Consider the following 14,191-nt stretch of genomic DNA (forward strand, 5'->3'; position numbering starts at 1 on the left):
AAGGCAAAAACGGCGGCGTTAGCGAAGCAAAAAAGAGAGGGAACAGAAGAAGTAACGGAAGAAGAAAAAGCGAAAGCCAAGGCGAAGGCAGCAGCAGCTGCAAAAGCAAAAGCGGCGGCGTTAGCGAAACAGAAAAGAGAAGGGACAGAAGAAGTAACAGAAGAAGAAAAAGCGAAAGCCAAGGCGAAGGCGGTGGCGGCGGCCAAGGCAAAAGCGGCAGCACTAGCGAAGCAGAAAGCCTCGCAAGGTGATGGGGATTCGGGAGATGAAAAGGCCAAGGCAATTGCAGCGGCAAAAGCGAAAGCAGCAGCGGCTGCAAGAGCGAAGACAAAGGGAGCTGAAGGTAAGAAAGAGGATGAGCCGAAGCAGGAAGAACCGTCCGTAAATCAACCACATTTAAATCAGTATGTTGAGGCTATTAGGGAGAAGTTAGGAGAGGGTGCATTAGTAGATTCCTATATTAATAAATTGTCAAAGGATGTGCCAACTCTTGTGGTGGATCCCGCAAAATATTATGAAGTGATGGAGTCACTGCGATTCCATGAGGGACTTGCTTTTGATTATATGTCAGAGCTACATGCGACGGATTTTGTGACACATATGGAAGTGTATGTTCATTTGTTTTCATATGGCAAGAAACAATCGGTAGCGGTGAAGGTAAAACTAGACCGGGAAGTGCCGCAAGTCGAGTCTGTGACAGCGCTTTGGAAAGGGGCTGACTGGCCGGAGCGAGAAGCGTACGATTTGCTCGGTATTGTATTTAAAGGGCATCCGAATTTAACGCGTATTTTAATGCCAGATGATTGGGTAGGATATCCACTTAGAAAAGACTATGAACCGTATGATGTGGAGGTGTAGCTATGATCCGCACGGAAGAGATGCTTTTGAATGTAGGACCTCAGCATCCGAGTACACATGGTGTGTTCAGGCTTGTAATTAAGATTGACGGGGAAATTATTAAAGAAGCTACACCGGTTATTGGGTATTTGCATCGCGGGACGGAAAAGATTGCTGAGAGCTTACAGTATACGCAAATTATTCCTTATACAGATCGAATGGACTATTTATCAGCCATGACGAATAATTACGTCATTTGCCATGCTGTAGAGACGATGATGGGGCTTGAAATTCCAGAGCGTGCCGAATACTTGCGAGTACTTGCGATGGAGCTAGGAAGAATTGCAAGCCATCTCGTTTGGTGGGGGACGAATCTTCTTGATATAGGAGCGGTCAGCCCGTTTCTGTACGCGTTTCGTGAACGAGAGATGATTATAAATTTATTAAATGAATTATGCGGGGCACGGCTTACTTTTAACTATATGAGAGTTGGTGGTGTGAAGTGGGATGCGCCAGATGGTTGGATTGAAAAGGTGGAAGAGTTTGTTCCGTATATGAGAGAGCAATTGGCAGGTTATCATGATCTTGTTAGCGGTAATGAGATTTTCTTAAATCGTGTGAAAGGCGTTGGTATATATAGCGCGGAAGAAGCGATTTCGTATTCTTTAAGCGGAGCAAATTTGCGGTGCACTGGAGTAAACTGGGATCTTCGCAAAGATGAGCCATATTCGATTTATGATCGTTTTGATTTTGATATTCCTGTTGGAAGTGTGGGAGATGCTTGGGATCGCTACGTTTGCCGAATGCAAGAAATCGAGGAGTCTTTAAAGATTGTTGAGCAAGCGGTTCAACAGTTCCCGAAAGATGGAGCTGTGCTGGCAAAAGTACCGAAAATTATTAAGGCACCTAAGGGAGAAGCGTTCGTACGTATAGAATCGCCGCGCGGAGAGATTGGTTGTTATATCGCAAGTGATGGAAAGAAAGAGCCGTACCGTTTGAAGTTTCGTAGACCATCTTTTTATAACTTGCAAATTTTACCGAAGTTATTAAAAGGTGAAAACATCGCTAATTTAATTACGATTTTAGGTGGAGTTGATATTGTACTTGGGGAGGTTGATGGCTAATGATTGAGACGCTCTTACAATCACCTTCAAGCTGGACGAATTTCTTCATTTTTTTCGGATTAGCGGTGCTTCTACTATTTGCAGTCCTTGGCTTCGTTACATATGGAATTTTGGCAGAACGGAAAGTGATGGGGTTTATGCAAGGGCGGATTGGACCAAACCAGGTTGGAGGCCGATTCGGTTTACTGCAAACGGTAGCTGATGTTTTAAAACTATTATTGAAAGAAGATAGTATTCCGAAAGCAGCAGATAAACCGCTGTTTATATTAGCGCCTGTCATTGCATTTGCACCAGCATTTATGGTGCTTGCAGTTATCCCGTTCACTGATAAATTTCAATTTGCCGATATTGGAGTCGGGCTACTTTATTATATTGCTGTTTCCGGTATTACGACAATAGGCGTTGTAACTGGGGGATGGGCATCGAATAATAAATATTCCCTTTTAGGAGGGATGCGTGCGGCGGCGCAAATGATTTCTTATGAGATTCCGCTCGTAATGAGTGTAATTGGTATCGTTTTGCTAGCTGGTAGCCTGAATTTAAATGAGATTGTAGCGGCGCAGGAGAAGGTTTGGTACATTTTCGTACAGCCAATTGGATTCGTCGTTTTCTTAATCGCAGCAGTTGCAGAGTTAAATAGGACGCCATTTGATTTGCCAGAAGCGGAGTCAGAACTTGTTTCTGGATACCATACGGAATACTCAGGTTTTCGCTGGGCGTTTTTCATGCTTTCAGAGTACGTATATTTCTTCGGGATGGCATCGTTAATTACAGTGCTCTTTTTAGGAGGATGGAATCCAGTCATGTTTCTTGGATTTATCCCAGGTGCCGTATGGTTTGCTTTGAAATTTAGCAGTGTAGTCTTTCTATTAATTTGGTTCCGCGTTACGTTCCCACGTATAAGAGGTGACCAGTTAATGGAGTTTGGATGGAAAGTATTATTGCCGATTGCACTTGCAAATATTTTCTTAACGGCATTGATTAAGGAGTTATTCTTCTAATCTATGAGGGGGGTGCCAGTAAGAGATGAAAGGACTATTTAAAGGATTAAAATATACATTAAGTAATTTGAGCAAGAAGAAGGTAACGTATGATTATCCAAATCAGCCGTTGCCGTTGCCAGACCGTTTTCGGGGGATTCAAAAATTTTATCCGGAGAAATGTATTGTTTGTAATCAATGCTCTAACATTTGTCCGACAGACTGTATTCAGTTAACAGGAAAGAAACATCCAGATCCTACGAAAAAAGGAAAAATTATCGACACGTATGATATTAATTTTGAAATTTGTATTCTTTGTGATTTATGTACAGAAGTTTGCCCGACAGAGGCAATTGTCATGACAAATAACTTTGAACTCGCGGAATATTCACGTGATGACTTATTTAAAAATTTGCAGTGGCTTGACGAAAACGACGAAAACGTCAGGAAGGAGAATAAGGCATGAATGGCGAGTTTGTAGCATTCTTTATACTATCCTTGTCTGCAATTATCGGCGGTGTTCTTATGTTGAACTTAACGAAAGTTATGCACATGATGCTAGCTCTCGTTCTGACATTTCTCAGCATTGCAGGTTTGTATTTTCTTTTATCAGCTGAATTTATAGGCGTTGCACAAATTTTACTTTACTCTGGTGCAATCACAATTATTATGATTTTCGGCATTATGTTAACGAAACATAACGCGGAAAATGAATGGCGTCTTACTCTTCGAAAATGGATTATCTTCTTTGCAGTTGTAGCATTTGGAGCGGTTATGTATTTCGCTGTTAATAATGTTGATTTTGCAAATGAAAGCACACAAGGAAGTTTACCTCTCCATGAAAACAACACACTTCAAATCGGTACGCTTCTCTATTCAAAATATATTATTCCATTTGAACTAACTTCAGTTATTTTACTTGTAGCACTCGTTGGCGCGATTATACTTGCGAAAAAGGACGAGAAAGAGGAGGATTCCAATGAGTAGCGTTCCGGCTTCTGCATATTTAACACTTGCGATTATTTTGTTTTGCATCGGTCTATTTGGAGCTTTAACAAAGCGGAATACAGTAATCGTATTAGTTTGTATCGAATTAATGCTGAATGCTGCCAATTTAAACTTAGTGGCGTTTAGTAAATTAGGCCTATTTCCGAATTTAACAGGTCAAATTTTCTCACTGTTTACAATGGCTGTAGCGGCAGCAGAAGCGGCGGTAGGACTCGCTATTTTAATTGCTTTGTATCGTAATCGTACGACAGTTCAGGTAGATGAAATGGATACGCTCAAAGGATAGCATTGTGACCGAAAAAGGGGGAAGGAAACAATGATCGATTATGCATGGCTCATACCGCTTTTCCCACTCGTTTCGTTTTTGTTACTTATTATATTCGGGAAGAAAATTAGAGAAGGAAGCAGCGTACTTAGTATTTTTTTCGTCTTTCTCTCCTTTATACTTGCGGTACTTGTGTTAATAGAAAGGTTTTCAGAAGCAAGCGTGAAGCATAAGTGGGTGTGGCTTAGAGCTGGAGATGTGGATATATCATTCGGCTTTGAGGTGACTGCATTAGGAGCTTTAATGTTATTTATCGTTACGCTTGTGAGTCTGCTTGTACATGTGTATTCGAAAGGTTATATGAAAGGTGATGAACGATTACCAACCTTTTACGCATATTTAGGACTCTTTACATTTGCGATGTTAGGGCTTGTTATATCAACGAATTTATTACAGCTTTATATATTTTGGGAATTAGTTGGCCTTGGCTCATTTTTACTTATCGGTTTTTATTTCTTTAAAGAAGAAGCGAAGGCTGCTGCAAAAAAGGCTTTTATTATGACCCGTATTGGGGATATTGGTTTATTTATCGGGATGATTTTAATTTTTTGGTACGCAGGTAGTTTTGAATATGACGCAATATTTAGGGCGATTTATACAGGGGATTTACCTCCTTACATGATTACGATAACAGCGATATTAATTTTTATCGGGGCGATGGGGAAATCTGGTCAGTTCCCGCTTCATACGTGGTTGCCAGATGCAATGGAGGGGCCAACGCCTGTTTCGGCACTTATTCACGCCGCGACGATGGTTGCAGCAGGCGTATATTTAGTAGCGACGATGTTCCCTCTATTTTCAGCAAGTACAGTGGCGATGCAGACCGTGGCAATCGTTGGAGCTTTCACTGCAATCTTTGCGGCCTCTATCGGTCTCGTGCAAACAGATATAAAGAGAGTACTTGCTTATTCTACAGTTAGCCAGCTTGGATATATGATGCTTGCGTTAGGTTCTGCAGGTTATGTAGCCGGTGTCTTCCATTTAACGACACATGCTTTTTTTAAAGCACTACTATTTTTGGCAGCAGGAAGTGTAATTCATGCAGTGCATACGCAAAACATTAATAAAATGGGCGGTTTACAGAAGAAGATGAAAGTAACTGGTACGTTATTTCTAATAGGTACCCTTGCCATTAGCGGTGTTCCGCTCCTTTCCGGTTTTTTCAGCAAAGATGAAATTTTAGCGGCGACTTGGATGAATGGCAATTACGTTTTATTTACTTTAGCAGTAATTGCGGCGTTTTTGACAGCGTTTTATATGTTCCGCTTATACTTTCTTGTCTTTACCGGAGAAACGAAGACGAAGGAAGATGTGCATGAGTCGCCCCGCGTTATGACGTATCCAATGATTGTTCTCGGCGTTCTCGCAGTAGTGGCAGGATATATAAATACACCATGGTTCGGTACGTTTCTCGGAGATTGGTTGACGAAAGATGTAGAGTTCAAGGTTGAAGAAGCGCATGGGCCAGTTTGGATTATGATTGTTGCGACGCTCGTTTCATTTGCGGGAATCGCTCTTGCATATTTTATATATGGCAAGAAATCAATTTCTAGAGATTGGGCTGGGGGTACGGAAACCTCGCTTTATAATCTTTTGAAAGAAAAATATTATGTGGATGAACTATACAACATGACGGTGATCCCTATTACAAAAGGAATCGCTCATGTGCTTCGCTTATTTGAAGTGTATGTAGTCGAGGGAATTGCAGTTTTAATTGGAAGCGTAGTTAAAGGCACAAGTAATCTTGGATCGAAACTTCAAAACGGGAATGTACAAGTGTACGGTACTGTAACGGCTGTTTCGCTCGCTGTACTCGTCATTATTTTGCTCTATACAGGAGGGGATTTACGATGAATGATTTGTTGTTAACGTTCTTCATTTTTTCCCCGCTTTTAGGAATTTTATTGCTTGTATTAACACCGAAAAAGGAATTGCGTACAGTGCGGGCGCTTGGCTTATTTGGGACGGCACTTCCATTTGGAATCGCTATCGTCCTCGCTTGTACATATGCTTCTGGAAAGAGTTTGTCACTATTTGATGAAAAGGTGAAATGGATTAAGTTCGGAGATTTTACAGCGGTGGATAAAAGGTGGTTTTCTATTTATTACGAGCTCGGTATTGATGGTTTGTCGCTTGTTATGATGGTGCTGACGGCTCTTCTAGCGATGCTTGCAGCAATTGCAGCCTTTTCTATTAAAAGAAATTTAAAAGCATTTTATATGCTGTTACTCATGCTAGAAATAGGGATGCTCGGCGTCTTTGCTGCTCAAAATCTAATGTTGTTTTTTATCTTCTTTGAAATTACGTTGCCACCAATGTTCTTATTGATTGGGAAGTGGGGAAAATTGTCGAGCGAAAAGGCTGCGTATAGTTATTTAATATATAACGGTATTGGCTCAGCTATTTTGCTCATTGTTTTCTCAATTTTGTTCGCGAAAACAGGTACAACAAATATTGTGGAGCTGAAAGAGATATTAAGAAGTGTAAGTGCAGAAGGAGAACTCGTCATCCCAAGTAGCTTGCAACTTGGTGTATTTATTTCCATAATGATTGCCTTTGCAATTAAACTACCTGTTTTTCCGTTGCACCGCTGGATGGTCAGTGTGCACATAGAAGCGCATCCAGCTGTAGTTATGCTTCATGCTGGTGTTTTGTTAAAGATTGGAGCGTACGGTATTATTCGCTTTGGAAAAGGGCTATTCCCGGAATATTTTCACGATGTTGCAACGCTAATTGCGATATTAGGTGTAATTAATTTATTGTACGGTGCCTTTTTAGCGCTCATCCAAACGGACTTTAGGAAAGTACTGGCTTACTCTAGTATTTCGCATATGGGAATTGTTTTAATGGGGCTCGCGGCACTTAATGCACCGGGTACACAAGGGGCGTTATTCCAGGTTGTATCGCACGGTTTAATTGCAGCCTTGCTGTTTTTCTTACTCGGTGTTATAGAACAACGTTTCGGAACATCAGACATTACAGCGCTTGGTGGACTCGCAAAAAGTGTCCCAGTACTTAGCGGCTTCTTCTTAGCAGGAGGAATGGCATCGCTTGGATTACCAGGGATGTCTGGGTTTGTTAGCGAATTTCTTGCCTTTCTCGGTTTATTTCAAGGAGAGCCCGTCATTGCTGCCATCGGTGTGATTGGCATCATTTTAACCGCTGTATACGTATTAAGAGCGACACTTCAAGTGACATTTGGAAAGAAAGAGTGGGAAGCAAAATCTGATATACATGGATGGGAGTATGTCCCTGTCTTACTACTTATCTTTTGTATTATTGCAATTGGAGTTATGCCAGAGATACTAGGGGATCCGCTTCAAAATACATTGAAAACATTGGGGGTGAAGTAGGATGGATATGAATACGTTACTTAGCTTATCGTGGCATCTAATGGTGCCAGAATTTATTATTCTCGGCGCCGCCATCCTTCTTTCCATATGTGATTTGTTTTTTAAGCTGAATCATAGATATGTAGCTCTTGGTGCGATCGCTGCCATCGTATTAGCACTTGTGTCATTAATTACGCTATATGGCGAACCAGCTGGAGATATTTTAAACGGATCTTTTGTGTTAGATGGATTTTCAAAAGGGTTTAAAACGTTGTTATTAGGAGCCTCAGCTCTCATTTTATGCATCGCAATGAGCGATGATAAGAAGAATCCGATTGAAGATAAGGGCGAATATTATTACTTATTTTTAATGGCACTTCTTGGTGCGATGTTCATGGCTTCTAGTGTTGACTTTATCACCCTTTTCGTTGGTTTAGAGTTACTTTCACTTTCTTCTTATATTTTAGTAGGAATACGAAAAAAGAGCCGTGCATCAAATGAAGCGGCAATGAAATATGTCATTAGCGGAGGAATTGGAACGGCGATCACGCTCTTCGGAATGAGTTATTTATACGGTATTACAGGTTCAACTAACATTGTAGATATGCAAAAGGTACTCACTGGGGAGCTCGCTAGTGGTATTCAGTTATTGCTAGCTCTCGCATTTCTTTTATTGCTAGTCGGTCTCTCGTTTAAAATTGCCACAGTGCCGTTTCATATGTGGGCACCTGATGTGTATGAAGGAGCGACTACACCTGTTACCGCTTTTCTTGGAACGATTTCTAAAATTGCGGGGTTCCTACTCATTATTCGTTTGTTCCTTATGGTTTTTGCAAGTGTATTAATACAAGGAGATATGCAATCTTTATATGGGCATATGAGTATATATATTGCGGTGCTAGCAAGTATTACGATGATTGTTGGGAATGTAGTCGCGTTAAAACAATACAATATAAAACGCTTATTTGCTTATTCAGGTATTGCGCATGCTGGGTATTTGCTCGTTCCACTTGTGGCATTATCACCATTTACGCTGGATAGCATGTGGTTTTATATGTTGGCATACATGCTTATGAATATAGGCGCGTTTGCCATTATCCACGGCTTAATCTTACAAAAGGATAAGGAAAATATAACAATTTTCACCGGATTATATAAGAAATCACCATTTGCAGCGATCATGATGACAATCTTTATTTTATCGCTGGCTGGGATACCAGGGACGGCTGGCTTCATTGGAAAGATTAACATCTTTTTAGGCGCGCTTCATGTAGAGCCAGCACATTACGTACTAGCTTCGATTATGATGGGTACGACAGTTGTTTCATTCGTATATTATTTCCGTATTTTACAACAAATGTTTTTCCGCACCGGAGAGACAGAAGAGAGGATACGGTTACCGTTAAATATAAAGGTTGTTATGAGTCTTTGTGCAATTTCGATTGTAATACTAGGGATTATGCCGATGATTGGGTACAATTTCTTTTATGAATATTTTCCATTAATGAAAGATTTCTTCTTCTTAGGGAACGTGGTACAATAGTGAAAATAAAAGGTGTGGAGTCAGTACTCTGCGCTTTTTATTTTGTGTTAACTTGTAATGTAGATATACGTTTTTTGAAAGAAAATCACGATGTAAAATGTAAGATGTCTATGTGCATTTGAAAAAGTGTGGCTCCTACTTATTATGGTATCGTTTTTATATTCTTTCATAAGTAGTAGCTGAGTAAAAAGGGGTCGATTTTTTGGCACAACTTTTAGGGCAACAAGCACTGATTGCCATTGTTTCGCATTTATTGTTTATTACCATTACGTGGTGGGCTTTGCAAGGCATTCACATTGAGCGTTTAATGAAGTCCGGAAAAGTGTTGCAGACGCGAGTATTACTCATCTTAATTACAATTGCAATTGGGACATCTGTAAGTAACTTTTTCCTTGATTATTTAGGCTATTCGAAGAGTTTAACGTATTTAGTAAAGTAAGTGTATAGAACCTCAAATCTCCGTTAACAATGGGGATAGGAGGGGATGAAATTGAAGCTTAAAGCCATTCTTATTGTTGCACTTAGTGTTGTTTTATTTTTGGTTGGATATAGAGAGATGAAACCGATAAGCGATGAACAGAAAATGGAGAGCATGATTAAGGCTTTAGAGAAAAATGATGCTAAAGTAGAAAAATGGTCATGGTTAGCTAGAGAAACAAAAACAATTTCTAATATACATACGTTTCAAAAGTTGTTAAATGATGTGAAGGACAAGGCAAATATTCAAAAGTGGGAAGTAGAGCAATCTCCAGATGGATATAAAGCTACATCCTATAAAAAGTTTGCTTCTCATGAAGAACGAGTAGTAGTAACTTGGAGTAAAGAAAATACTAAAGAAAACACTTTCATTATCTTTGAAGTAAGTGGGGCGAAATGGGACCCGAAGTATGTTCAAAAAGTAAATAAAATTTTTAGTGAAAAACCTATAATTTACACTTGTGTTCAAGGTGTACTGAATGATAAGATTGAAGGTGTTTTGCAAAATAAAACCAATCAGGTTTTGAAAGATCTTTCAGCAAGAGCGATCGAACAAGTAGAAGAAAGAGCATTTGTGTCAGTCTCCGCATACAATAAAAAGTGGGATGACGCTCTTTCAACAAATAGAGAGAAAATAAATGTGCAAATAGCAATACGTTCTACAGACAACAAAGATACAATTGTGGTTGGCACACCGATCATAACTTCTGAGTATTGAGTGAATAGATACTGAAAAAAGGACACGGAGGGGAATAATTTGGAAAAGATCATCGTCCGTGGCGGAAAGCGGTTAAACGGCACAGTGCGTGTTGAGGGCGCAAAAAATGCTGTATTACCTATAATCGCTGCAGCCCTATTAGCGAGTGATGGAAAGAATGTACTATCTGAAGTACCAGTTTTGTCTGATGTATACACAATTAATGAGGTATTACGTCATTTAAATGCTGAAGTCGTATTTGAAAATAATCAAGTAACAATCGATTCTTCTAAAGAACTAAACATTGAAGCACCATTTGAATATGTACGTAAAATGCGTGCATCTGTTCAAGTAATGGGACCATTATTAGCACGTAACGGTCGTGCTCGTATTGCACTTCCTGGTGGATGTGCAATCGGTTCACGTCCAATTGACCAACATTTAAAAGGCTTCGAAGCAATGGGAGCAAAAGTACAGGTTGGTAACGGTTTTGTTGAGGCATATGTTGAGGGAGAACTAAAAGGAGCTAAAATCTACTTAGACTTCCCAAGCGTAGGCGCGACAGAAAACATTATGTCTGCAGCTACATTAGCAAAAGGGACAACAATTCTTGAAAACGCAGCGAAAGAACCAGAAATCGTTGACTTAGCTAACTTCTTAAATGCGATGGGAGCGAAAGTACGCGGAGCTGGAACTGGAACGATTCGTATCGAAGGCGTTGATAAATTATATGGTGCAAACCACTCTATTATTCCTGACCGTATTGAAGCGGGAACATTCATGGTTGCAGCAGCAATTACTGGTGGAGACATCTTAATTGAAAATGCTGTACCTGAACATTTACGCTCAATTACAGCGAAAATGGAAGAAATGGGTGTTAAAATTATTGAGGAAAACGAAGGTGTACGTGTTATCGGCCCAGATAAGTTAAAAGCGGTTGATATTAAAACTATGCCTCACCCAGGTTTCCCAACAGACATGCAATCACAAATGATGGCATTATTACTACAAGCTGATGGAACAAGCATGATTACAGAAACGGTATTCGAAAACCGCTTTATGCACGTTGAAGAATTCCGTCGTATGAATGCTGATATTAAAATTGAAGGTCGTTCTGTTATTATGAACGGTCCAAACAGCTTACAAGGTGCTGAAGTAGGCGCAACTGATTTACGTGCTGCAGCTGCATTAATCTTAGCTGGTTTAGTATCAGAAGGTTATACTCGTGTAACTGAGTTAAAACATCTTGACCGTGGTTATGTAGATTTCCATAAGAAATTAGCTGCATTAGGTGCAACTATTGAACGTGTAAACGAAAAAGTAGAAGAAGTGAAAGAACAAGAAGTTTCTGATCTTCACGCTTAATTGAAATAGTCTCTATGTCTTTTGACATAGGGGCTATTTTTTTTGGGTTATTACTGTTATAGTCAATAAATTCTATACTTATGCACGTACCAGTAAAAATATTTAGAAAATTTCCGTTTTATGCTCTTCCCCTTAAGTGTGTTCTAAAAGAAAGAGTTGTTCCATAAGAATGAATGGAGTAAAGCTTTTATATTGGGGGAAAAATAGGATGAAATTTTCAAAGCCACTTTTTATTACAGTAGCGCTCTTAATAGCGCTCGTTATCATTGTACCTGCAGCTCTTGTTATCCCATTTGCGAAAGCAAAAGTAGGGGAAGAAACGGCCTCTAAAACTCCTCCAGCGATAGAAAGTATACCAGCTCCAGGAAAAGTAGATACAGCGGTTCAAGTTGCTGTATATCGTGAGAAACAAAAGAAGGTAGAATCATTACCTATGGAGGAGTATGTGACCGGTGTAGTAGCTTCTGAGATGAATGCCAGTTTTGAAATAGAGGCACTAAAGGCACAGGCATTAGCAGCAAGAACATTTGTAGTACAACGTATGCTAAGTGGAGGAAAGAAAAATAATGCAGACGTGACAGATACGGTGAAAGATCAAGTGTACAAAAGCAAAGATGAATTGAAGAAGCAATGGGGCAATAACTACGAAAATAATTTGAAGAAAATTGAAGAAGCTGTTTCGAAAACAGCAGGACAAGTTTTAACGTATGATGGAAAACCAATTTCAGCATCCTTCTTTTCAACGAGTAATGGTCGAACAGAAAATGCAGCTGACTATTGGGGAAATGATTATCCGTACTTGAAAAGTGTAGATAGTCCGTGGGATCAAGCCTCACCAAAGTTTACGAGCGAGCAAACATTTACAGTAGCTGATTTTCAAAAACGTCTCGGTGTGAAAGTGCTAGCAGACGGGAAGGTTGGAAACATTAAAGACCTTACGGAAGGAAAGCGTGTAAAGGATGTAGCTTTTCAAGGAAAAACATTAACAGGAAAAGAAGTTCGTGAAAAGTTAGATTTACGTTCTTCTGATTTCACGTGGAAACAACAAGGAGATAAAATCACCGTTACGACGAAAGGCTTCGGTCACGGCGTTGGTATGAGTCAATACGGGGCGAACGGCATGGCAGCAGAAGGAAAGAAATATACAGATATCGTCGCTCATTACTATAAAGGCGTTGAAATAAAGACGATGAATGATTATGAAGGAAAATTGATGGTGAAGAAATAGGTGTCAGAACTCTGGCACCTATTTTTTTCTGTTTAAAATATCATAATTTGCCATTAACTGTTTGATATAATAGGATAAAAAGGCATTTGGGGGAAATGAAATGGCGTTACTAGAGTTGAAACAATTAGGGAAGGCGAACCAGTTACCGGCAATTGAGCTAGAGGTGGAGAAGGGACAATGTATTGTTTTGCAATGCAATAATCATACAGCTAAAGTGTTACACCGCATCATTATTGGTGAAGAAGAGGCGTCGACTGGCAATGTACTGTTTGAAGGGGAGGCAATTGGAAAGAAAAATTATTCCCGCATCGGTTTTTGTTTTTTGAAAGATGAGGCATATGATCGTTTGAAGGTGAAAGAATACTTCAAATTTTTATTAGGGCTTTATGAATCAAAGATAAGTATAGAAGAAGTTGTGCAGTCTGTTGGTCTCCTAGATAAACTAAACGTTAAAATAGAAAAATTATCATTTTCAGAGAAACGCCGTCTTCATATCGGGCGAGTGATGATTCATAATCCGGATTTAGTTATTTTGGAAGAGCCAGAGCAAAATGTAGATATAGAGAGTACGGTTATTATTCGAAAAGCAATCATGAAAATGAAAGAACAAGGAAAGGCGATTTTTATTACGTCATCTTTCCTATCGGATGCCCTTTCGTTAACGGAAGATGTATATATACTAAACAATGATGGTGTGAAAAAAGTAGAAATTGAACAAGAGGAAGCAGAAAAAGTCGATGAAGAGAAGGTCGTTCAAATAATTCCGCAAATGAAGTTAGAAAGAATACCTGCGAAAGTGAACGATAAAATCATTTTACTTGATCCGATGGAAATCCATTTCATTGAAACACAAAACGGAGTGACACATATTCACGTTCGTGAAGGCGATTTTGTATGTGCATTAACATTAAGTGAACTAGAAGCGAGATTAACAGGTTTTGGTTTCTTTAGATGTCATCGCTCGTACCTTGTAAATTTACAAAGAGTACGAGAAGTGATTACTTGGACTCGTAACAGTTTTAGCTTAATTTTAGACGACGAAAGAAAAAGTTCAATTCCGCTTTCAAAAGGACGCATGGATGAATTAAAAGGCGTGATTGGGCTATAAAAAGTGCTCCAATAAGCTCAACATGCGATTCATTCACCGGTAAAAATACTCCTTTTACCGGTATTTTACTGCGTAAACCCTTTGTTTTTCATATGATTGAGTCAAGAAAAGCGAAACAAACAAAAAGCACTAAAGCGACTTTCATCTATAAAGAAGAAAAACAAAGG

General features: G+C 39.6%; 14 protein-coding genes. All 14 read left to right on the forward strand.

Features of this window, described 5'->3' with window-relative positions; translation table 11 throughout:
- Window positions 1-858 (forward strand): NADH-quinone oxidoreductase subunit C (locus BM089_RS26555; RefSeq protein WP_090978522.1); only part of this gene is annotated, 858 nt, incomplete at its 5' end.
- Window positions 859-860: 2 nt separating this feature from the next.
- Window positions 861-1,961, forward strand: coding sequence for an NADH-quinone oxidoreductase subunit NuoD (gene nuoD / locus BM089_RS26560; RefSeq protein WP_000621434.1), 1,101 nt, complete (start codon window positions 861-863; stop codon window positions 1,959-1,961).
- Window positions 1,961-2,962, forward strand: a complete 1,002-nt coding sequence (gene nuoH / locus BM089_RS26565) for an NADH-quinone oxidoreductase subunit NuoH (protein WP_000573426.1) — start codon at window positions 1,961-1,963, stop codon at window positions 2,960-2,962. The genes nuoD and nuoH overlap by 1 nt, the downstream gene beginning before the upstream one ends.
- 25 nt (window positions 2,963-2,987) lie before the next feature.
- On the forward strand, window positions 2,988-3,407 hold the full coding sequence (nuoI, locus tag BM089_RS26570) for an NADH-quinone oxidoreductase subunit NuoI (protein ID WP_000677191.1): 420 nt from the start codon (window positions 2,988-2,990) through the stop codon (window positions 3,405-3,407).
- Window positions 3,404-3,928, forward strand: a complete 525-nt coding sequence (locus BM089_RS26575; RefSeq protein ID WP_090978524.1) for an NADH-quinone oxidoreductase subunit J — start codon at window positions 3,404-3,406, stop codon at window positions 3,926-3,928. The genes nuoI and BM089_RS26575 overlap by 4 nt, the downstream gene beginning before the upstream one ends.
- Window positions 3,921-4,235 (forward strand): NADH-quinone oxidoreductase subunit NuoK, encoded by a 315-nt coding sequence (nuoK, locus tag BM089_RS26580; protein ID WP_000100079.1) that lies wholly within the window; start codon window positions 3,921-3,923, stop codon window positions 4,233-4,235. The genes BM089_RS26575 and nuoK overlap by 8 nt, the downstream gene beginning before the upstream one ends.
- 30 nt (window positions 4,236-4,265) lie before the next feature.
- Entirely contained in the window at window positions 4,266-6,128 is a 1,863-nt protein-coding gene (gene nuoL / locus BM089_RS26585) for an NADH-quinone oxidoreductase subunit L (protein WP_090978526.1), read from the forward strand.
- Entirely contained in the window at window positions 6,125-7,627 is a 1,503-nt protein-coding gene (locus BM089_RS26590) for an NADH-quinone oxidoreductase subunit M (protein WP_090978528.1), read from the forward strand. The genes nuoL and BM089_RS26590 overlap by 4 nt, the downstream gene beginning before the upstream one ends.
- 7 nt (window positions 7,628-7,634) lie before the next feature.
- Entirely contained in the window at window positions 7,635-9,149 is a 1,515-nt protein-coding gene (gene nuoN, locus BM089_RS26595; protein WP_346725743.1) for an NADH-quinone oxidoreductase subunit NuoN, read from the forward strand.
- Between the two features lie 202 nt (window positions 9,150-9,351).
- Complete coding sequence (locus BM089_RS26600; RefSeq protein ID WP_000057889.1) at window positions 9,352-9,588, forward strand: DUF1146 family protein; 237 nt, start codon at window positions 9,352-9,354, stop codon at window positions 9,586-9,588.
- Between the two features lie 45 nt (window positions 9,589-9,633).
- The gene (locus tag BM089_RS26605; protein ID WP_003272396.1) at window positions 9,634-10,344 is read left to right on the forward strand and encodes a YwmB family TATA-box binding protein; all 711 of its coding nucleotides are present in this window, start codon (window positions 9,634-9,636) and stop codon (window positions 10,342-10,344) included.
- 39 nt (window positions 10,345-10,383) lie between these two features.
- The gene (gene murA, locus BM089_RS26610; RefSeq protein WP_000411275.1) at window positions 10,384-11,688 is read left to right on the forward strand and encodes a UDP-N-acetylglucosamine 1-carboxyvinyltransferase; all 1,305 of its coding nucleotides are present in this window, start codon (window positions 10,384-10,386) and stop codon (window positions 11,686-11,688) included.
- A gap of 208 nt (window positions 11,689-11,896) precedes the next feature.
- The gene (gene spoIID / locus BM089_RS26615; RefSeq protein WP_090978532.1) at window positions 11,897-12,916 is read left to right on the forward strand and encodes a stage II sporulation protein D; all 1,020 of its coding nucleotides are present in this window, start codon (window positions 11,897-11,899) and stop codon (window positions 12,914-12,916) included.
- A 100-nt stretch (window positions 12,917-13,016) separates the two neighbouring features.
- Window positions 13,017-14,024 carry a LytTR family transcriptional regulator DNA-binding domain-containing protein gene (locus tag BM089_RS26620; RefSeq protein ID WP_053563319.1) on the forward strand — a complete coding sequence of 336 codons (1,008 nt, stop codon included), beginning with the start codon at window positions 13,017-13,019 and terminating at the stop codon, window positions 14,022-14,024.
- The last annotated feature ends 167 nt before the right edge of the window (window positions 14,025-14,191 follow it).

The organism is Bacillus sp. 5mfcol3.1 (assembly GCF_900114335.1).
Lineage (GTDB): Bacteria > Bacillota > Bacilli > Bacillales > Bacillaceae_G > Bacillus_A > Bacillus_A thuringiensis_S.

What these genes read in the sequence shown, in the direction of transcription:
- nuoD (WP_000621434.1), top strand. Translation starts at nt 861, where the DNA reads ATGATCCGCACGGAAGAGATGCTTTTGAATGTAGGACCTCAGCATCCG.
- nuoH (WP_000573426.1), top strand. Translation starts at nt 1,961, where the DNA reads ATGATTGAGACGCTCTTACAATCACCTTCAAGCTGGACGAATTTCTTC.
- nuoI (WP_000677191.1), top strand. Translation starts at nt 2,988, where the DNA reads ATGAAAGGACTATTTAAAGGATTAAAATATACATTAAGTAATTTGAGC.
- BM089_RS26575 (WP_090978524.1), top strand. Translation starts at nt 3,404, where the DNA reads ATGAATGGCGAGTTTGTAGCATTCTTTATACTATCCTTGTCTGCAATT.
- nuoK (WP_000100079.1), top strand. Translation starts at nt 3,921, where the DNA reads ATGAGTAGCGTTCCGGCTTCTGCATATTTAACACTTGCGATTATTTTG.
- nuoL (WP_090978526.1), top strand. Translation starts at nt 4,266, where the DNA reads ATGATCGATTATGCATGGCTCATACCGCTTTTCCCACTCGTTTCGTTT.
- BM089_RS26590 (WP_090978528.1), top strand. Translation starts at nt 6,125, where the DNA reads ATGAATGATTTGTTGTTAACGTTCTTCATTTTTTCCCCGCTTTTAGGA.
- nuoN (WP_346725743.1), top strand. Translation starts at nt 7,635, where the DNA reads ATGAATACGTTACTTAGCTTATCGTGGCATCTAATGGTGCCAGAATTT.
- BM089_RS26605 (WP_003272396.1), top strand. Translation starts at nt 9,634, where the DNA reads ATGAAATTGAAGCTTAAAGCCATTCTTATTGTTGCACTTAGTGTTGTT.
- spoIID (WP_090978532.1), top strand. Translation starts at nt 11,897, where the DNA reads ATGAAATTTTCAAAGCCACTTTTTATTACAGTAGCGCTCTTAATAGCG.
- BM089_RS26620 (WP_053563319.1), top strand. Translation starts at nt 13,017, where the DNA reads ATGGCGTTACTAGAGTTGAAACAATTAGGGAAGGCGAACCAGTTACCG.